This is a genomic window from Vibrio sp. JC009 (assembly GCF_029016485.1).
Lineage (GTDB): Bacteria > Pseudomonadota > Gammaproteobacteria > Enterobacterales > Vibrionaceae > Vibrio.
The window spans coordinates 1,380,412-1,398,818 of sequence record NZ_CP092107.1 but is presented as its reverse complement, the minus strand read 5'-3'; the positions used below and the strand labels follow the sequence as shown (position 1 = coordinate 1,398,818).

At 46.0% G+C, this 18,407-nt stretch carries 18 protein-coding genes; 7 read left to right on the top strand and 11 right to left on the bottom strand.

Annotated features, from left to right (window positions below; all coding sequences use genetic code 11):
- Positions 1-229 precede the first annotated feature (229 nt).
- Positions 230-1,879 carry a methyl-accepting chemotaxis protein gene (locus L3Q72_RS21190; RefSeq protein ID WP_275132546.1) on the top strand — a complete coding sequence of 550 codons (1,650 nt, stop codon included), beginning with the start codon at positions 230-232 and terminating at the stop codon, positions 1,877-1,879.
- A gap of 53 nt (positions 1,880-1,932) precedes the next feature.
- Here L3Q72_RS21190 and lpdA read toward each other — a convergent pair whose 3' ends face one another.
- From lpdA to L3Q72_RS21170, 4 genes are all read right to left on the bottom strand, one after another.
- Positions 1,933-3,342 carry a dihydrolipoyl dehydrogenase gene (lpdA, locus tag L3Q72_RS21185; RefSeq protein WP_275132544.1) on the bottom strand — a complete coding sequence of 470 codons (1,410 nt, stop codon included), beginning with the start codon at positions 3,340-3,342 and terminating at the stop codon, positions 1,933-1,935.
- A 136-nt stretch (positions 3,343-3,478) separates the two neighbouring features.
- Positions 3,479-4,384, bottom strand: a complete 906-nt coding sequence (locus L3Q72_RS21180) for a LysR family transcriptional regulator (protein WP_275132543.1) — start codon at positions 4,382-4,384, stop codon at positions 3,479-3,481.
- 14 nt (positions 4,385-4,398) lie between these two features.
- Positions 4,399-4,929, bottom strand: a complete 531-nt coding sequence (locus L3Q72_RS21175; protein ID WP_275132542.1) for a GNAT family N-acetyltransferase — start codon at positions 4,927-4,929, stop codon at positions 4,399-4,401.
- Positions 4,926-5,195: a DUF1778 domain-containing protein gene (locus L3Q72_RS21170; RefSeq protein WP_275132541.1), complete on the bottom strand. Its 270-nt coding sequence runs from the start codon at positions 5,193-5,195 to the stop codon at positions 4,926-4,928. Before L3Q72_RS21170 ends, L3Q72_RS21175 begins: the two co-directional genes overlap by 4 nt.
- 365 nt (positions 5,196-5,560) lie before the next feature.
- Here L3Q72_RS21170 and L3Q72_RS21165 point away from each other — a divergent pair, with 365 nt between their 5' ends.
- From L3Q72_RS21165 to L3Q72_RS21145, 5 genes are all read left to right on the top strand, one after another.
- Positions 5,561-7,468 carry a methyl-accepting chemotaxis protein gene (locus tag L3Q72_RS21165; RefSeq protein ID WP_275132540.1) on the top strand — a complete coding sequence of 636 codons (1,908 nt, stop codon included), beginning with the start codon at positions 5,561-5,563 and terminating at the stop codon, positions 7,466-7,468.
- A gap of 136 nt (positions 7,469-7,604) precedes the next feature.
- Positions 7,605-7,850, top strand: a complete 246-nt coding sequence (locus L3Q72_RS21160; RefSeq protein WP_275132539.1) for a YdcH family protein — start codon at positions 7,605-7,607, stop codon at positions 7,848-7,850.
- Between the two features lie 170 nt (positions 7,851-8,020).
- On the top strand, positions 8,021-8,896 hold the full coding sequence (locus tag L3Q72_RS21155; RefSeq protein ID WP_275132538.1) for a radical SAM protein: 876 nt from the start codon (positions 8,021-8,023) through the stop codon (positions 8,894-8,896).
- Positions 8,897-9,308: 412 nt separating this feature from the next.
- Positions 9,309-10,337: a radical SAM protein gene (locus tag L3Q72_RS21150; protein ID WP_275132537.1), complete on the top strand. Its 1,029-nt coding sequence runs from the start codon at positions 9,309-9,311 to the stop codon at positions 10,335-10,337.
- A 15-nt stretch (positions 10,338-10,352) separates the two neighbouring features.
- Positions 10,353-10,901, top strand: coding sequence for a DUF1349 domain-containing protein (locus L3Q72_RS21145; RefSeq protein ID WP_275132536.1), 549 nt, complete (start codon positions 10,353-10,355; stop codon positions 10,899-10,901).
- A gap of 58 nt (positions 10,902-10,959) precedes the next feature.
- On the opposite strand, the gene L3Q72_RS21140 is transcribed toward L3Q72_RS21145, so the two are convergent.
- The 3 genes from L3Q72_RS21140 to L3Q72_RS21130 form a co-directional block, all read right to left on the bottom strand.
- Positions 10,960-11,880 carry a LysR family transcriptional regulator gene (locus tag L3Q72_RS21140; RefSeq protein ID WP_275132535.1) on the bottom strand — a complete coding sequence of 307 codons (921 nt, stop codon included), beginning with the start codon at positions 11,878-11,880 and terminating at the stop codon, positions 10,960-10,962.
- 143 nt (positions 11,881-12,023) lie between these two features.
- On the bottom strand, positions 12,024-12,314 hold the full coding sequence (locus L3Q72_RS21135; RefSeq protein ID WP_275132534.1) for a putative quinol monooxygenase: 291 nt from the start codon (positions 12,312-12,314) through the stop codon (positions 12,024-12,026).
- A gap of 151 nt (positions 12,315-12,465) precedes the next feature.
- Entirely contained in the window at positions 12,466-13,071 is a 606-nt protein-coding gene (locus L3Q72_RS21130) for a LysE family translocator (RefSeq protein WP_342752181.1), read from the bottom strand.
- A 135-nt stretch (positions 13,072-13,206) separates the two neighbouring features.
- Here L3Q72_RS21130 and L3Q72_RS21125 point away from each other — a divergent pair, with 135 nt between their 5' ends.
- Positions 13,207-13,698, top strand: coding sequence for an Lrp/AsnC family transcriptional regulator (locus L3Q72_RS21125; protein WP_275132532.1), 492 nt, complete (start codon positions 13,207-13,209; stop codon positions 13,696-13,698).
- Between the two features lie 5 nt (positions 13,699-13,703).
- Here the strand turns inward: L3Q72_RS21125 and L3Q72_RS21120 are convergent, their stop codons facing one another.
- The 4 genes from L3Q72_RS21120 to L3Q72_RS21105 all read right to left on the bottom strand — a co-directional run bounded on the left by L3Q72_RS21120 (position 13,704) and on the right by L3Q72_RS21105 (position 18,327).
- On the bottom strand, positions 13,704-14,933 hold the full coding sequence (locus L3Q72_RS21120; RefSeq protein WP_275132531.1) for a diguanylate cyclase: 1,230 nt from the start codon (positions 14,931-14,933) through the stop codon (positions 13,704-13,706).
- Complete coding sequence (locus tag L3Q72_RS21115) at positions 14,923-15,285, bottom strand: rhodanese-like domain-containing protein (RefSeq protein WP_275132530.1); 363 nt, start codon at positions 15,283-15,285, stop codon at positions 14,923-14,925. The genes L3Q72_RS21120 and L3Q72_RS21115 overlap by 11 nt, the downstream gene beginning before the upstream one ends.
- Before the next feature lie 91 nt (positions 15,286-15,376).
- A complete protein-coding gene (locus L3Q72_RS21110; RefSeq protein WP_275132529.1) occupies positions 15,377-17,782 on the bottom strand; it encodes a hybrid sensor histidine kinase/response regulator in 2,406 nt (801 codons plus the stop codon).
- Complete coding sequence (locus L3Q72_RS21105) at positions 17,779-18,327, bottom strand: heme NO-binding domain-containing protein (protein ID WP_275132528.1); 549 nt, start codon at positions 18,325-18,327, stop codon at positions 17,779-17,781. The genes L3Q72_RS21110 and L3Q72_RS21105 overlap by 4 nt, the downstream gene beginning before the upstream one ends.
- Positions 18,328-18,407 lie beyond the last annotated feature (80 nt).

Genomic DNA, 18,407 nt, shown 5'->3' with positions numbered 1-18,407 from the left:
TAACATACTCACCTTATCACTTAACCAAGCATTAACTATAAAGCTCAGTCATTAACTTACTGGTTATAAAATGAACTGGTCAGGCCACTTTTTTCTTTTATTATTTCAAGATGATATTAATATACCGTTACATTTTCCATGGTTATTGATTCAGGTCATTCATTGACCAGGCGATGAACCGATACACTTATGTTTCCATCAAATATCTAATCAATAGGTACTACTTATAATGAAACTTAACAGCGTGAAGGCTAAGCTGTGGCTGATGGTTGCTACCTCGGTAGTTGCTCTGGCCATTCTTGGTTTTTCATCAGTGAAAGGATTGAAAAGGGCCTCTCAATCAATTGAAGTATTACACCGTCAGGGAATGACCGTTAGCAACCGGGCAACTGAAGTGATACAGCATATTGGTGATGCACGATCCTCTCTGCTGTTAGCGTTTCAGCACGATCCGGCCAGTAAATTTGCATCCATGCATAATCATCAGGTGTCGCTGCACTTAGATGACGTTACCAGACGTCTGAACAAGGTTGAGGATACGGTCAGACATGAAATCCTGACTTCTGAGCTATCCGGGGAGCAGAGAATTCAGGTCGAAGCTTTTCTGAAACATTTTGAAAAGATCCGAACACTCGGCTTTAACCCGGCAATTAATGAGATCAATAAAGGCAACTATCTTAATGCAAACCAGCTTCTGCTAACGGTAATCAACCCGCGTTATGTTGAACTGGAAGAAGAAGCGGTGGCCTTTCTGAAATCTAAGACGGACGAAGGAAATATGGTCTATCAGCAGGCTGAAAAATACCTGCTGAAATTTGAGATCGTGATGATGGCAATGAGCATAGGTTTCGCCTCAGTACTTTGCCTGTTAGCTATCCTGATTATTCGTCGTCTGTCCAGGGCGCTGAATGATATCCATAATACAGCAACCGATATTTCTGGCGGTGACCTGACTAAAAAAGTCAACCTGAGCGGAAATGATGAACTGGCGGCAATTTCAGGTTTTGTCGATGAGATCGCAGACAGCTTCCGTTCCGTTATATGCGGCATGAACGACCGTACAGGCCAGCTTAGCAGCTCTGCAGAACAGAGCTCAGCCATCGCTGAACAGACTAAACAGAATATCGTTGAGCAGCAACAGCAGACTCAAATGGTGGCAACCGCTATCAATGAGTTCAGCTCTACCGTGCAGGACGTGTCCAATAGCGCGGCATCTGCTGCAGGCGCGTCAGAGACTGCTGAGAAGGCAACATCTGAAGGTATGAGTATCGTTGAGCAGACCATAGATAAAATTACCCAGTTGGATGGCGAAATACACTCGGCAACTCAGCTAATTCAGGAGCTTTCTGAACAGAGCACTGAAATCGGCACCGTAGTCGACGTTATCGAAGGTATTTCAGAGCAGACTAACCTGCTTGCACTGAACGCCGCTATCGAAGCTGCAAGGGCCGGTGAAGCAGGCCGTGGCTTTGCCGTTGTTGCTGATGAAGTACGCTCTCTGGCAAGCCGCACTCAGCAGTCTACCGAAGAGATCAAAAGCATGATCAGCAAGCTGCAGGACAGCAGCAAGAATTCACTAAGCAAAATGGAGCTTGGTGCTGAAGATGCCAAAGCCACTGTGGATATGGCTCAGCAGGCGGGTATCGCTCTGAACGAAATTACGCAAAGCGTTTCGGTTATCAATAGCCTGAATATTCAGATTGCTGCCGCGGCAGAGCAACAGAGCGTGGTTACAGAAGAGATCAGTCAGAATATAAACTCCATCAATGACATCTCCACAGAGACAGCAGCCGGTGCAGAGCAAAGCAGCATCGCCACTCTGGAGCTGGCTCAGATTGCGGATGGAATGAAGAAAGACGTAGCGCAATTCTGCTTCTAAATCTGATTTCATTAAAAAAAGCCGCCAGTTCCTGAGTCCTGGCGGCTTTTTTATTATTTCCTTCTCATCTGCAGCATATCGGTAACTGAACCGTCAACCAGCTCAGCGGCAAATGCCAGAGTTTCAGAAAGTGTCGGATGGGCATGCACCGTTTTTGCGATATCTTCTGCTTCTGCGCCCATCTCCAGCGCCATCACAGCTTCGTGGATAAGTTCACCTGCATTCACACCGCATATTCCGGCTCCCAGAATTCTGCCCGATTTCTTATCAAACAGCGCCTTGGTTACACCACCTGAAGCACCAACGCTCTGAGCCCGGCCGCTGACAATCCACGGCACCTTACCCACTTCATACTCAATGCCCTGAGCTTTGGCCTCTTTTTCCGTTAGCCCCATCCATGCGACTTCCGGGCTGGTGTAGGCAACAGATGGGATAGCCATTACGTTAAACTTCACTTTATGCCCGGCAATCACTTCTGCTGCCACTTTTGCTTCGTGAGTGGCTTTATGCGCCAGCATAGGCCCGGCAACCACATCGCCAATGGCAAAGACATGCGGCAGCTCTGTCTGCATCTGTTCATTCACCGGGATCAGCCCTTTCTCATCGACCTGAATACCCAGCTCCTGCAAACCTGCCTTTTCTGTATTTGGGCGGCGTCCCACTGCAACCAGCACGGCATCATACAGCTCAGGTTCAGGTGCTTTACGCCCTTCCATGCTAACCCGGATCCCCTCTTCTTCAGCCTCAATTGCCGTTACGCTTGTCTTGGTGAAGAGGCGGTATTCACCCTTAATCTTCTTAACCAGAGGCTGAACAATATCTTTATCAGCCGGAGGAATAATCTGCTCCTGAGCTTCAACAATCGTAATATCAGAGCCAAGCGCCGAGTAAACCTGCGCCATCTCAAGACCAATAATGCCGCCGCCGATAATCAGTAGTTTCTGAGGAATACTTTTTAATACAAGCGCATCTGTTGAATTCCAGACGCGAGGGTCTTCAGGTGCAATCGGCAAGGAGAACGGGCGGGAACCAGTAGCGATAATCGCATTTTTAAACTTCACCAACTGTCCGCTTTCATCTTCGATTTTAAGCGTGTTCTGATCCTGAAAACTACCGCGAGCCTGAATACGGGTAATCTTGCGCGCTTTACAAAGCGCATCAAGGCCGCTGGTCAGGTTGGTGATGGTTTGATTTTTGTAGTTGCGCAGCTCATCCAGATCCACACTGGCCTGCGTAAAGCGAATGCCCATTTTCGTCGCTTCCTTCGCTTCTTCCAGAATCGCTGCTCCATGCAGCAGAGTTTTAGAAGGAATACAGCCCACATTAACGCATACCCCGCCAAGCGTGCTTCTCTGCTCAATAAGGCATACCGAAAGACCAAGATCCGCAGCCCGGAATGCCGCAGTATAACCACCCGGCCCGCCACCAAGCACTGCCACATCAACGTTAATTACTTCTGACATTGTTTAAATTCCTTCTTACTCACTTAATAGAGTAAATATAACCACATAAACTATGCAGAAGCAGCAACTTTTTTGGTTACAAGTCAGGGAACTAGCATTAAAAAGGCCGGACATAAACTTGCCCGGCCTTCATTCATTATTTTTCCAACTCCACATCCCAGTATGGCGGTGAGCCATAATAACCCGCCAGGTAATCAATAAATGCCCGAACTTTAGGGGCAAGAAGGCGCGAGCTTGGATAAACCGCCCAAATAGCAGCGTTATCCACCAGAGGATAATCTTCAAGAACCTGTATCAGCTCTCCCCTCTTCAACTGTTCATAAGCGATCCAGATGGCACACTTAGCGATACCCATACCATCTACGGCCGCATCTCTTACTGCTTCACCATGATCAACCCGGATATTCCCTTTAATCTTTACGTTTAACGGTCCGTCTTCGGTATCAAAAGTCCAGCCTTCCAGACCAGTCTGATTAATACACTGATGCTTGTTCAGGTCTTTCGGCGTTACAGGCTTGCCGTACTTCATCAGATATTCAGGAGAAGCGCACATAATTCGGTTGTCTGTCGCCAGTCTCTTTGCTATCAGGCTTGAGTCTTTTAGCTCCGCGTTACGAATAGCAACATCAAATCCGCCTTCCACCAGATCCACCATAGAATCTGTCAGACGTATATCCAGAGAAAGATGAGAATACTGCTCAAGAAAACCTTTTAATGCAGGCATAAGGTGCATACGGCCAAAAGAAGCCGGAGCCGTTATTCTGAGTGTCCCCTTCGGGCATGCCTTACCCGTTCCTACCGACGCTTTTGCAGCATCGACGCTGGACAGGATTTCCTCGGCATAGGGCAGAAAAGCAGTGCCCTCTTCGGTCAGTGAAACTTTGCGGGTAGTCCGGTGAACCAGACGGGCACCGATACTCTCTTCAAGCTTGCTGATATGCATACTTGCCACCGGAGGAGACAAACCCAGCTCCTGTCCGGCCTGGCTGATATTGTGCGTAGAAGCGAGTCTTACAAATAGTCTGAGGTGTTCAATATTCATCTTTCACCAAAATATTAATTAAAAATCTGTTCGACAGTTTTCATTGGCAAAAACATACGAATGCGCCCGTTATGCTCACACAAGATCTCAAAACCAAATTTGGCATAAAACGTCTGAGCCGAGTCTGTAAGGCAATCAACAACAATCGCATAAGCTCTCATATGATGATTAATTTCCCATAGATACTTCAACGCACGAATCAAACTGATTTTTCCAAGACCTGAACCGTGAAACTCCTTATGGACGGCAAGTTGGGCTAACAAAAATACGGGAACAGGATATCCGGGTAACTTTTTCGACAACTGTTTTGGCAGGGTTTCACGACTTATCGAGCTCGGAGCAATGCTATAAAATGCACAAATTGCGTACTTTTGATTTAACAAAGGCTGTACACCTGGCAGGATCATAGTACGACTAATCCCCGCCTGCATATGCTTAGCTGCCTGAGTTCTGATAAATGTATTAAGCTCTTGCTCACCACAGTCAAAAGAGCTGCGGTCATGCTCAGATTTACTTAGCTCTACAAACTCTTTTCCCCAGCTCACTTAATATTACTCTCATCTGCAAACTTAGCAGCGTCAAGCAGAGCTTGATTTGGAGCCTTCGCTTTATCACATGCTGCAATAAACTCATCAAATACGTCATCTTTTACGACAATACTTTCATGCTCTTCAATAACCTGTGTCGCATCTTCATCCATAAGCCTGACCACATATTCCGTAAGGCTTTTCAGGCCAAGTAAAGCGGATGCTTTTTCTGCCTTTATCTTAATTTCTTCGTCAAGGCGGATGTCCAAACGTGCAGTTGCCATAATACCTCCTGTGTACAGAACTATTCCGTATCAACCAGGATTATAGTTCACTTATTAAACACAATCAATTTGTACGGATACTTTACGGATTAAACCGGCCAGCATATGCAACTCAGTCTAAACTACCGCCTGACTTGCATCTGACAGCATTAATTTTGCTGAATAAGTCACCAGATAACATTTTTTAGTTAAATGTGTGAAATACCATCCTTCCGCCAAAGTGACATTTTTGATAATTTCTTACCGTAAGGCATTTTATTTAATGTTAATTTTATAAATTGTCTGAGCTTAGAGTATAACGTTCAGGCCTGCTGTTAATATCATAATCCGGCAGGTGTCGCTTTAGTTGCAAGGAAGACTATGACATGAAGATGTTTGGGTTTAAAGGCTCTCTACTGGCTGCAGCACTTATTGTTCTGTCCGGAACCGTGTTAGTTAACAGCTTTGTTTCTTATTACAACCAAAAGGCGTTGCTCGAAGAGCAAATCACGCATAGAACACAGGAATATGCTGCTGATCAGGCTGATTTGATAGGAGGCTTTCTTAAAGAGAAAGTCGCCGGTATACACCGCCTGACCGAGCGTTATAAAGAAGGTATTGGTACAGATAAATCTGAAGATATCATTGAACTGACCAAATCTTTTGCCGATGCGATGAACGTTTACGGGACAGTAATCGCCTTCAAAAATGGTGATGCTTACTGGACCTATAGTACGGCATGGTATCCGGAACATAAGTACAAAGGTGATATCAATACCGTAGGATGGTACAAGCAGTCGCAGGAGCGCTCGGGCACCACCATAACCAAACCCTATATCGGTTCAGACGGTAAAACACTGTGGGTGAGTATCGTTGAGAAAACCAACTTCGGTGCAATCGCCGGATACCCAAGTATGGCGCTGATGAGCGATATCGTGGCAGATACCTCTCTGGAAGGCTCACAGGCCATGGTGTTTATCGACGACTCAACAGTACTGGCATCGTCCAGTGAAGAGTTCGCTCCTAACTCAAAACTTAGTGAAAAACCCTGGTACGACTCAGTTAAAAACAAGGTATTTAACCAGGACACTTACATCTCGCAATTTGAGCAGGACGGGCAAACAAAACTGATCTTCTCAAAGCAGATCAAGTTTGGTGATACAATCTGGTACTACCTCATTATTATCGATGAGTCTGTTGTATTTGCTCCGCTTCAGGACATTGTATGGCAGTCTTCAATAACAGGTGGTGTATCCATTGCCCTTGGCTGTTTCATTATCTTTTTCGTGATACAGCTACTGTATAAACCGATACTATCGCTGAAGTCTACCATTGTCGGTTTGTCAGAAGGTAATGGTGATTTGACCCGCCGTATTGATGTCAAATCCAAAGACGATTTAGGACAAATTGCTGCAGCGGTTAACCTGTTTATGGAAAACCTTCAGGGCATAATGCTCAAAATCCAGAGTGCGACCCATCAGCTTGAAGACAATATCGCCTCACTCAATGATCAGTCGACGAAAAATGCCGTTACCCTGCAAAACCACCGGAGTGAGACTGAACAGGTTGTTACCGCTGTCACTCAGATGAGTGCAACCGCTGAATCTGTGGCGAGTGATGCCGCAAATACCGCAGAAATCACCCAAAAAGCGGTAAGTGCCGGTGAAGAGTCGCAGAGCAAAGCTTGTGAAACTCAGGACACGGTATCCTCTCTGGTTGACGAAGTTAACTCCGCTTCCGGTCATGTCCAGGAGATGAGTGCTCAGTCAAACAACATTACCTCTATATTGAGCGTGATTGAAGATATCGCAGAGCAGACAAACCTTCTCGCCCTGAACGCAGCCATTGAAGCGGCACGGGCAGGTGAAGCAGGACGCGGTTTTGCCGTGGTTGCCGATGAAGTCCGAAGCCTGGCAACCCGCTCGAAAAGCTGTACCGAAGAGATAGAAAAAGCACTGGGCCAGCTAACAAATGGCAGCAACGCTGTCGTAGATGCCATGGACAAAACGAAAGGCCGTTGCGAAGAGACTGCACGTGAAGCGGGTGTCACCATCGAAAGTTTGGGCGTTATGTCTGGCCATGTTAACGAGATCGATCAGTTGGCAACACAGATTGCAACTGCAGCTCAGGAGCAGAGCGCGGTAACGCACGAAGTGAGCCAGAATATGAATGCGATTAACTTAATCGTGACAGAGCTTGACCAGTCAGGGCAATCCACTGTCGATGAAGTAAGTAAAATTGAGCACATCAATGCTGATCTGGTGAAGATCGTAGATCAGTTTAAACTAAGTTAAGTGTGTTGTTGGTTGATTATTAAAAAAAAGCCGAAAGTGTTTTCGTTATCCGGCTGGTTATCGCGAAGAGTCAGACTGTTAAACTGACTTTAGTGAAATCATTTTTTAAATCAACGAACATATAAGCGAGGATTTTATGCTAGGCGAAAACCACTCTCTACTTAATGAGTTCCCTGAATTCAAAGAACTGATCGCTAAACTGGTTGAAAGCGATAACGTATTTGCTAACGACACAAGAAAATACAACTCACTGGATGAAGAAATCCGTAACCTTGAACTGAATGGCTCGCCGGTTATTGATCAATCCATGCACCAGATGAAGCATGACAGATCTGTACTGAAAGACTCGCTGTACCAGCGATTGCTTCAGGCAAAAGCATAATGACAAAACTTGCTGAAAGGGCTGACGCCATGCGTCAGCCCTTTATTTTTGCCCGCAGATTATTCTTTAGTTTTCTTTAAAACTGATTCCACCTTTGCCCCAATTATCAACCCACAACCCCGCTGATACACTTCAACGCATAAAAATCAAACAAGGCTGAGGAGCTTAATATGCATTACGAAGGTAAAATTTATCGTCCGTGGATGGAGGCAGAAAGTGTTCTTATTCAGACGACTCTGGGTTGCAGCAACAACCAGTGTACCTTCTGCACCATGTTCGATGATAAGCGCTTTAAGGTAAGGGATATTGAAGATGTTTTTAAGGATATCGAAGAAGCAAGAATCATCTATCCACATGTAAAGTCTATCTTTTTGATCGACGGTAATGTTATGGCTATCCGGACTGAAATGCTGATTGCCGTTTTGGATAAGATCAAAATGACTTTCCCGGAAATCGAAAATATCGCGCTTTATTCAGGCTTTAACGATTTCCGCCGCAAGAGCGTTGATGAGTTGAAAGAGATTAAATCAGCCGGTCTGGACATCGCCTATACCGGTCTTGAATCCGGTGATCCAATCGTGCTCGAGCGTATTAAAAAGCGTATGACCCGCGAGCACGCCATCGAAGGCATGGAAATGGCAAGAGAAGCCGATATAAAAGTGTTAGCTTCATTTATCTTTGGCCTTGGTGGCAAAGAGCGCTCGAAAGAGCATATTGAAGGCACCACCAGCCTTCTGAATATCCTGCGTCCTGATGCGATTGCACCAATGGCTCTGGCTATCCAGCCTGGCAGTGAATTGGAAAGAGAGGTTCAGCGAGGTGAGTTTGTACTGCCTACTCCTCTGCAACTGCTGGAAGAAGAAAAATACCTTCTTGAAAACATGGAAGACTTTCACTGCTACTACTGGGGTGACCACGGAAACAATATATCACCGATGCGTGGTGTCTGGCCTCAGGCTAAGGAACCATTCCTGAATAACGTAAACAAGCAGATAGCATACAACCCTATCACCAAGAAAAACGTGATTGAGACATTTGCCTGGTAAAAGTTGCAGCACAAGTTCAAGGAGTCAAAGAAAACCCCTCCCCTTAGCCTCGAAAGGGCGGATTTTCGAAGAAGTAACATCGAAGGGGAGGTTGGGAGGGGTTGTTTCTTAGAGGTTTAAGATTCTACGATTTAGTTAAATTATTGTATAATCAACCCCCTCTAACTCCCCCTTCTATTAGCATTATCAACCAGTTAGGCTTTTTCACTCAAGGGGGAGAACCATTCTCTGACTACTTTAATATTTCTGTATAAGAGTCCCCCCACTCGGATGGCAACACGAAGGTGGGGATTTTGAAGAGCATGTAATTATCAAATAATTTTTGATAATTATTCAAACAGTGTGGCGTTTTTCAAAAAGCCTGTATTCCGTACAATTACATTAAACAACCTAACTTCCCGGATAACTGTTTATGTCACAGATTCACTTTCAGCAAGGGCCAATTCGCCCGCCTTCAGAAGCAGACAGCCTGCTTATCAGAACAACACAAGGGTGTCCCTGGAATAAGTGCAGCTTTTGTACCCTGTTTCGGGGAATGGCGTTTTCTGTTCGCCCTGTTGAAGAGATAAAAAACGATATCTGGGCAGCAAAGGCTTTCTACAAAAACCGGAAATTTGACAGCTGCTTTCTTCAGGATGGCGATTCCTTTGCCATGGAAACCGCTGACCTGCTGGACGTACTGAAAACGCTTAAAGAAGCATTTCCGGATCTAAAGCAGATAAGCTCCTACGGCCGCGCTCAGAGCATGACTAAAAAATCCCCTGAAGAGATGAAAGCCATCTGCGATGCCGGGCTGAATATGCTCTACTGCGGTATGGAATCAGGTTCACTAGATGTGCTTAAAAAGATGAAAAAGGGCATCACGCCAAAATCCATCCTGAAATCTGCCGAATACGCCAAGCAGGCAGGCATGAAAATGATGACTTTCATCATTATTGGGTTAGGCGGGAAAGAGCTTTCGGAGCAACATATCACTGAAACGGCAAATCTGCTTAATCAGATTAACCCTGATGAAATCCGGGTTCTGTCACTTGCCGTAAAACCGGGAACGGATTTAGACGATATGGTGCAAAACGGCAGCTTTACCCCGTTAACCGAAGTTGAGATGGTTGAGGAGCAGAAAAAACTTATCAGCCTGCTGGACGGTATTGACAGCAATTACGGTAACTATCACTCTATAAACCTGCTGATGGAGTTAAATGGCCGTCTTCCGCAGGATAAAAAGCGCTTTATTTCCACCATGGATCGCTTCTTATCCATGGACAGAAATGATCAGTTTAACTTTGTTCTTGGCCGCAGAATTCACTACTACACCAGGCTTGATGATATGAATAACCGCCTCTCCTTTGATTCTGTTCAGCGTGAACTGACTAGAATCCAGGATGAAGCTCTGGGTGAGTTCGAACACATTTTCTATCAGCTGCGCCAGCGTATGATTTAACAGGAGAAAAACGAGATGAATAACATGAAAAACTGGAACATACTCAATAACAACCCTGTTCACTGGCAGTCTGATGACAAGGCATTAAAAATTCAGGTATCAGAGGGAAATATCTGGGGTAGCGACGCAGAGGTAGACAATATCTTCGTTCACCCGGTGGAAAAAAATCGCTATTCCGCACAGGTAGAGATTAATCTGATACCGCAAAAAGCCTTTGAGCAAGGCGGTCTGGGGGTCTTCTGGGATAAAAACAACTATATTAAGATCAGCAAAGAGATGTTTAACGGCCGCTTGTCTCTGGTCTTTGTTACAGAGCAGGATGGCTACCCTCAGGTCAATCATCTTATTGACTACCCTGAGAGCGATGTCACTCTGAAACTGGAAAAGCAGGATGATCAGGTTACAGCGCTGTATCAGATACCGAGTGAAGATAGCTGGCACTCCATGGGAACGGTGCAAGCCCTTCCCGGCAGCGAACAGGGAGTGATGCTGTATACCTTCAGCGGCTCTGTGCAACAGCCGACCATTGCAACCTTCTCCGGTTTTTCACTGAATTATCTCTGATTTATCAATAATTAACCTCGTTCCCACGGTCTCCGGGGGAACGCATACCAGACTCAAGTTAATCCAGAATTCCTTTAGCAGACATTTGATTCAAAATGCTTTCCGTTTTCTCTCTGAAAAGATCCCTCAGTTGCCTCACACTGGGTGTAATTGACTGTCTGCTGGGGCAAATTAACCAAAGTTCAGTTGAGCTTGGCCTATACTCCGGCATCACATTTATCACTGTACCTGATAGCAGATCCGACGACATATCCAGACAAGACTTGATCGCCAGTCCGTGTCCCGAGGCGCACCAGCGTCTGACCAAATCACCATCATTCGAAGCCCGGTTACCCTTCAGCTTTATTTTGTAATCCTGCTTTCCGTCGGAGAATTTCCATGTGTCCTGCAGGGTATCATGCAGTTGGTAGAGAAGCGCATTATGCGACAACAGATCATTTGGCTGACCGGGAGTGCCGTGCTTTTCCAGATACTCAGGAGTGGCACACAGCAAACGGGGCACATCGCATATTTTAAACCCGTACATATTTGAATCGGTTGGAGAGCCGTAGCGAAGCGCCATATCAACGGAATCGCGGTAGAAATCGATATTACTGTCGCTGATATGGCTTCTCAGCGTCACTCTGGGATTAGCCGCTATAAACTCATCAAACCAGGGCACAACCAGATTCCGACCCAAATCAGAAGAAAGCGCAATCCGAATTTCACCATCAATCGCATCCTGATCATCGCGCATATTCTGCTTTGCCCGCTCAAGCATCTGGATTGCCTTCTCACACTCAGGCAAATAGCGCTCCCCTGCACCGGATAATCTGAGCTGGCGGGTAGTACGGACAAATAACTCAGAGCCAAGCGTCGCCTCGACACGTTTTACCGCAGCACTGGCTGTTGCCGTTCGCATATCCAGAGCCGTTGCAGCAGCGGTAATACTGCGAAACTCAGCAACTTTAAGTACAACCTGTAAATCTTCAAGCAGCATCCCAACTCCCCCAGTTCAACATAACAAACTCAAAAGGGCCGACTATAATACCAATCCCAGTAATTAGCTGTTCAGGGATTGGTATTGCAAGTCAGCCCTTTGCTTTTAATCAGATACAGCGACCGTCTGTCACTATAAGTTATTTACGCTATCTGTGTCATCTCATTAAGAGTGAAGCTTTCCACTGCGCCTTCCGTCGCTGCCATGTAGTCTTGCAGATGCTGGTTACCCATGTGAGTTTGCCACAGTTCACGTGACTCCCAGTTTTCATAAAACAGGAAGTGAGCCGGGTTCTCATTGTCCTGATGCAGGTCATAGTTGATGCAGCCTTCTTCAGCACGCGTGATATCGATAAGCTTAAGCAATTCTGCTTTTACCAGTTCAATTTTGTCTTCATTTGCCACGATGTTCGCAACGATTGTCAGTTTCGCCATTGTTTATTCCTCGGTTAGTTCTCTGTAACAACGGGATCCATCATAGCGCTGGCATATTTCGTCATAAATAGCCTAACATTGGAATCATTTTCAAGTAATTTTTGATAATAGACTGAATGCCAGATAAAGCAGACAAACATCATCAAGGTATTCATAAATTCGTCTGATTTAGCATATACACAACGGTGGATGCTAAGGTGATCCCCAGGCAGCGATTGACGATAAGCATTTGATGTGAGGACTTCAGTGCATGCTTTAGTGCAGCACCAAAATAGGCCCATACCGAGGTGCACAATATCGTAATCAGTACAAAAATGATGACAATCATTCCAACTTGCAGCAGGTAATTCTCTGATACATTCATGAACTGGGAAAATACTGTCATTGCGGCAATCCATGCTTTGGGATTTAAAATCTGAATTAAGGCACCTGATGTAACGCCCGCTGCGCGGTCTGCTGTTTGCTTTTCATCTATTTCCAGCCTCGCTATTCCCCATGCGATATACAGCAGGTAAGCCGCGCCTCCGTACTTTAACGCTAAATATAATTCGGGGCTTGAGGCTAATACGCTGTATAGTCCGGCACTCGACCCAACAAACACGACCAGCACACCCAGAGCAGTACCTGCAACAAAGGGCAGTGCCGCGAAAAAGCCATACCGGTTGGAGATCCCCAGTAACGTAAGGTTACCTGCACCTGGCGTTATCGACATAGATACTGAAAATACTAAAAAGGCCACGAAAACCTGAGGGTCCATAAACATTAAGTCACTCCTGTCAGAGTCCATCTCTCTGAGCAGTTAAATTAGATAACACGAATAGTTTATAAAAACGGGAAGGAAGAACCTTGCTTTATGCGTTATGATTGACCCATATATTGAAAGGATATTTCCATGAACAGCACAAATAAGAAAGAAAATGCCCATGAGGCACTTGATGACACAGATCTGTCAATGCTCAGACACATCCAGAAGGATGGACGAATTAGCAACAGCAAACTTTCCGAAAAGGTAAATTTGAGCGAAACACCATGCTGGCGACGCTGGAAAAGATTAGAAGAAGCAGATTACATCAGCGAATATACAGCGGTACTCAATCGCAAAAAACTAGGGTTCAGCATGGTTGGTTTCACCCTGGTGACACTTGGAAGTCACGAGATAGAAAATACGGACTATTTCGAGGAGTTTGTATCCAAAACAGACTGGATCCCCCTGTGCCACTGCATAGCAGGTGGGGCCGACTATATTGTGCAGGTAATAGCCAGAGATCTGGACGAATACTACGAGTGTATAAGCCGGCTAAGACGTGTAAAAGGAGTCAGTGCTGTACACTCCAATGTTTCCGTTAAAGAAATTAAAAGTAGCCACATGATTCCATTGGAGTAGCCAGATTAGTAAACCAGCCTGTTCCGGCCAATTCGTTTCGCCTCATACAGTTTCAGGTCAGCGGCTTTATACACAGCATCAAAATCAGAGGTACTGAGATCGGTGCTGTTGACCATTCCCATACTGACGGTGATCTTCAGCTTTTCTTTGGTAAATTCATTCTCCTCAACTGCCTGCCTGATGCGTTCACAAACAATCGCAGCCTCTTTCTTATCTAAAAACAGCAGAATGGCAAACTCCTCTCCGCCGACCCTGCCGATAATTTCACCCCTGCGCAGCAGCTTTTGAGTCAGCATGGTCAGTTCAACAAGCACATCATCGCCAATATCGTGACCCCAGGTATCATTGACCTGTTTAAAATAGTCGATATCCAGCATCACAAAAGAGACGGATTCAGTCTTATTTTCTTTGATAACCTGCCGGGCAATATCGGTAAAAGCACGCCGGTTATATATCTTTGTCAGGCCATCAGTCTCAGCCAGCTTAGTGAGATTTTCCTTTTCCTGGATATGCACTGTAATATCTGAAAAAACAATAAGATAGCAGCCTTCATCGATTTTTACGATTTCCCGCTCAGTCAGAATGCTGTCACCATTTTTTTTCTGAAATCTTTTAATCTTTTTGCTGCTTTCCTGCTTACAGGTACCAAAACACCCCAGAACCGATTCGATATCAAGGTTCTGAATGTTTTTCTCTTCACCAAGGATGGAAAGCATGGTGCTGTTGACCTTCTGGATAACACCATCAACAACATACATTAAGCCAACATTTGTCCGCTCGAAGATAGCTTCCAGCTCTTTATGGCTTCGTTTTAGCTTCTCTCTTGCATCAACTTCTGCCGTGATATCGTCAAAGGACCAGAGCACAAAACTGCCCAGCTCTGTTTCAAGCGGAATACCGGTAAGTTTCACCCAGAACAGCGTTCCATCACTTTTCTTATACAGTAACTCACTGCTTTCCACAGAACCCTCCAGCGTCTTTTCAAACGCTTCCGAGTACTGCTGAAAATGGGCATCAGACGGGGTGAGAACGCTGGTCTTCCTGCCGGTTACTTCCTCAAGGGTATAGCCGAACAGTTCACAGAACTGCTGGTTAGCTTTGATAATTACCCGGCCGCTGTCCACGATCATCATAGGAGTGATGCTCTTCTGAAACAGCAATTCCCCGGTCAATATGGAGTCGTGGGCGAGGCCAGATTTATCTTCCGCTTCCATAGGCATCAGGCTAGAGCTCAAGCTTACTGGCGGCACCGCCCCTGAGCAGGTCGGTCAGCTCCAGTAAACCACCCACAAGTACTTTTGCATTAAAACCAATACTGTTTAAGTACTGACACGCGATATTAGAGCGGAAATCTTGCGGGCAGGCACAGATAATGATTTTGTCCTTAGGTATTTCCGACAGGCGGTCAGGCAGCTCGTTAATCGGAATCTCTAAAGCAACAGGGAAACCCCAGACACTGGTTTCGCTGGCATAACGGATATCGAGTAAAATGGCCTCTCCTGAGTTATACAGCTCCACAAATTGCTCACCACTCACTCTTAGCCTGGCGACCATTTGCATGTCCATTTCTCTGATAAGATGCTCCATACAAGCCCCCATAATTTTTTTAGAATAAACTGATACCGTATTTCTAACTGAATATAATGGCTTAATCAATCCCGAAATCGCTTTCTATGACTTATTTCGCGGCTTCCATCTTCTCAAGCAGCGCTTTCGCTTTATCGTACTGATAAACCTCGATCAGACTGCGAATATCCTTTAGCACTTTTAACTGTTCAGGATGTCCGCACTGCTTGAGTAACTCATCAACACATGCCTCAGCTTCTGCGGCGTAATCGTCCAGATAGTAAATCAGCTGATCCACGTTCACCCTGTCTGGACGGGCAACGTCAGCCTGTGCATTTCCCGTCTCAGGTTCATCCGTTCCGGGCAGGTTTGTTCTCATATATTCAAACAGGATCTCAGCTTTAATCTGAATATCTCTCATCATTGAGCCTGCCAGTTTTAACTCTCCGGCTTTAAGTGGTTTTTCCAGCTCTCTCAAAGCGCCGCTTAAGGGTGCAGCACCAATAGTGGCAGCCAGTCCCTTCACAGTATGAACCAGAAGTGCCGCAGCTTCCTGCTCGCCGCTTTCTATAAGCAGGGTGACCTGTTGACTGAAGTCCCGGTAGTTTTGTCTGAACTGCCCTGTGATCTTGCGGTAAGTACTCACTTTACCGTTGACCGCCCGCAGACCGAGGGTAATATCCAGTGGAATGCCCTGTTTGGCAGATGCGGCCACATGGACCGCGTGCTGATTTACCGCAAATGATGAGTCTGGTTCTGCAACTTGTTCCGGGTCACTGCTTCCTACCCAGCGCGCAAGCGTCTCCATCAGTTCATTGATCATGGTTGGCTTGGAAATATGGGCATTCATACCGGCTTCAATGGAATGGTTAACGTCTTCCATTGTCGCATTAGCCGTCATTGCGATAACCGGCAGATGGCTAAGAGCCGGGTTGGCACGGATTTCTCTGGTGGCGGTGTAACCATCCATCACCGGCATCTGACAATCCATCAGTACTCCGTCATACTGCCCGCCCTCCAGCATCTCCAGCGCTTCCTGACCGTTGTTCGCAATATCAAGCTGAATGCCGTAATGGAGCAGCATATCGATTGTCAGCTCCTGGTTAATCTCATTATCTTCAGCAAGCAGGAGCTTCTTCTCCCTCAGCTTACTGGCAAAGACTTCCAGATCACCACCACGGGTCTGTATCCCGCTTCCCTGAGTGGCCACGCCTGCAAGCTGACTCATCACCCGTTTTAGCTCAATGGGTGTAAACGGCTTTGTCAGGACATGTTCGATATCCAGACCGGCCAATACGAGCTGCTTCTTAAATACGCCGAGTTCAAGTGCAGTCATAATAAGGATCTTTGATTCACTGACCTGATATTTATTAATCAGAGTAGAGGCCAGCTGTAGACCATTTTTATCATCCGCACTACCATCTATCACCAGAAAATCTGGTTGCGGGTTCTTATCCAGATAGCTATATGCCATCTCTGCCGAACAAGAACATGTCACATTCAGTCCAAATTTTTTCAGGTAACGGCAGGTAATGGCATTGCATCTGTTGCTGGCATCGATGACCAGAACGGAGCTTTCCGGCAACTGGATCTGCCTGCTTTCGTTGACCGCCCCCTCAACCTTGTCCATATAAATCGTAAAATGAAAATCACTGCCGACACCGGGCTCGCTGTCTACATTGATAGAGCCATCCATCAAATCGACCAGATTTTTACAGATAGTCAGGCCAAGGCCGGTACCACCATACTGACGGGTAATGGATGCATCAGCCTGCCGGAAGGACTCAAACAGCTTTTCCAGTGCATCCGGTTCAATACCGATTCCTGTGTCCTTTACGCTAAAGTGCAACAGCTGGTTCTTCTCGTTGTCATCAACCACAATAACCGAAACGACTACCGAACCTCCATCGGTAAACTTAATGGCATTGTTAACCAGATTCAGCAGAACCTGATTCAGACGCATGGGATCCCCGATAAGCTGGTCCTGCGCCCTTTCATCCACATCAAACTCCAGTTCCAGGTTCTTTTCGCTGGCTTTATGGGTAATCACCGCAGCCAGGCTTTCCAGTAGGTCGTTGATATAGAAGCCGCGGGACTCAAGCTCCATCTTACCGGCTTCGATTTTGGAGAAATCGAGAATATCGTTCACAATGCCCAGCAGACTTTCTGCGGCAAGGTGCGTTTTTTCAATATAGTTGCGCTGCTTGTTAGTAAGATCTGTCTGCAGGGCAAGGTAGCTCATGCCCACAATGGCATTCATAGGTGTACGGATTTCATGGCTCATATTGGCCAGAAATTCTGATTTGGTTTTGTTGGCCACCTCTGCTCTTTGCATGGACAAGACCAGATCTTCAGTACGTCTGGCAACCTCATCCTCCAGACCGGCCGCCAGCTCTTTCAGTTGCTCATTCGTTTGATAGAGCTCCCGGCTTTTCGTCTCAAGCAATCCTTCAGCGGCTTTACGGGCCGCCTTTTCTCGTTGTAACCGTCGCTCCAGTAGCTCTATCTCTTTGCTCATACCTGCCTCATTGTGAGCGTGAAAAATGCTTCACTGCCATTACTGCCTTCAACATCTTCCCGTGTCAGCTGTATCTCTTCACCGAAGTGGTCGATAACACCCTTTATCAAGCCTTCAGCAAGATCAGCAAAGGGACGGCTGGAGCTGTAATGCATCACCATATTGCCGTTTTCATCACGACTGGTTTCAAAAGTGGGTAGCTCAACATCCGTATAGAGCTTGCGGACTTCAACGTGAACATGATTTTCAATGGTATCCAGAAAGGAGAATGTGCCGTCAACTTTGGCAAAAAAGTCCGGATAGAGCACAACAAAGCGGCCAAGCAGGTGCTTACCATAACTGCGCACCAGTTCAGCAACCGGAAGGCCTGTCTTCTCACTTAACTTAGTCACCAGTGTGAGCATTTCGTGGTGATCATAAGTGGCAACCGAGGTATAAATTCCGTCAGATGGAAGATCGCTCTCCATAATTATTTCATCAGCAATATCGGGAGAAAATAGCTCTTCCACCATTTCAATAAACTCGGTAAATACAATTCCTTTCATAAGCCGGCTCCTCAATCCTTTACTTGTAATAATTAAAAATTCAGCTTTCCCTAATGATTGAGAATAGAAGAAAAATCAGG

What these genes read in the sequence shown, in the direction of transcription:
- L3Q72_RS21190 (WP_275132546.1), top strand. Translation starts at nt 230, where the DNA reads ATGAAACTTAACAGCGTGAAGGCTAAGCTGTGGCTGATGGTTGCTACC.
- lpdA (WP_275132544.1), bottom strand. Translation starts at nt 3,342, where the DNA reads ATGTCAGAAGTAATTAACGTTGATGTGGCAGTGCTTGGTGGCGGGCCG.
- L3Q72_RS21180 (WP_275132543.1), bottom strand. Translation starts at nt 4,384, where the DNA reads ATGAATATTGAACACCTCAGACTATTTGTAAGACTCGCTTCTACGCAC.
- L3Q72_RS21170 (WP_275132541.1), bottom strand. Translation starts at nt 5,195, where the DNA reads ATGGCAACTGCACGTTTGGACATCCGCCTTGACGAAGAAATTAAGATA.
- L3Q72_RS21165 (WP_275132540.1), top strand. Translation starts at nt 5,561, where the DNA reads ATGAAGATGTTTGGGTTTAAAGGCTCTCTACTGGCTGCAGCACTTATT.
- L3Q72_RS21160 (WP_275132539.1), top strand. Translation starts at nt 7,605, where the DNA reads ATGCTAGGCGAAAACCACTCTCTACTTAATGAGTTCCCTGAATTCAAA.
- L3Q72_RS21155 (WP_275132538.1), top strand. Translation starts at nt 8,021, where the DNA reads ATGCATTACGAAGGTAAAATTTATCGTCCGTGGATGGAGGCAGAAAGT.
- L3Q72_RS21150 (WP_275132537.1), top strand. Translation starts at nt 9,309, where the DNA reads ATGTCACAGATTCACTTTCAGCAAGGGCCAATTCGCCCGCCTTCAGAA.
- L3Q72_RS21145 (WP_275132536.1), top strand. Translation starts at nt 10,353, where the DNA reads ATGAATAACATGAAAAACTGGAACATACTCAATAACAACCCTGTTCAC.
- L3Q72_RS21140 (WP_275132535.1), bottom strand. Translation starts at nt 11,880, where the DNA reads ATGCTGCTTGAAGATTTACAGGTTGTACTTAAAGTTGCTGAGTTTCGC.
- L3Q72_RS21135 (WP_275132534.1), bottom strand. Translation starts at nt 12,314, where the DNA reads ATGGCGAAACTGACAATCGTTGCGAACATCGTGGCAAATGAAGACAAA.
- L3Q72_RS21130 (WP_342752181.1), bottom strand. Translation starts at nt 13,071, where the DNA reads ATGGACCCTCAGGTTTTCGTGGCCTTTTTAGTATTTTCAGTATCTATG.
- L3Q72_RS21125 (WP_275132532.1), top strand. Translation starts at nt 13,207, where the DNA reads ATGAACAGCACAAATAAGAAAGAAAATGCCCATGAGGCACTTGATGAC.
- L3Q72_RS21115 (WP_275132530.1), bottom strand. Translation starts at nt 15,285, where the DNA reads ATGGAGCATCTTATCAGAGAAATGGACATGCAAATGGTCGCCAGGCTA.
- L3Q72_RS21110 (WP_275132529.1), bottom strand. Translation starts at nt 17,782, where the DNA reads ATGAGCAAAGAGATAGAGCTACTGGAGCGACGGTTACAACGAGAAAAG.
- L3Q72_RS21105 (WP_275132528.1), bottom strand. Translation starts at nt 18,327, where the DNA reads ATGAAAGGAATTGTATTTACCGAGTTTATTGAAATGGTGGAAGAGCTA.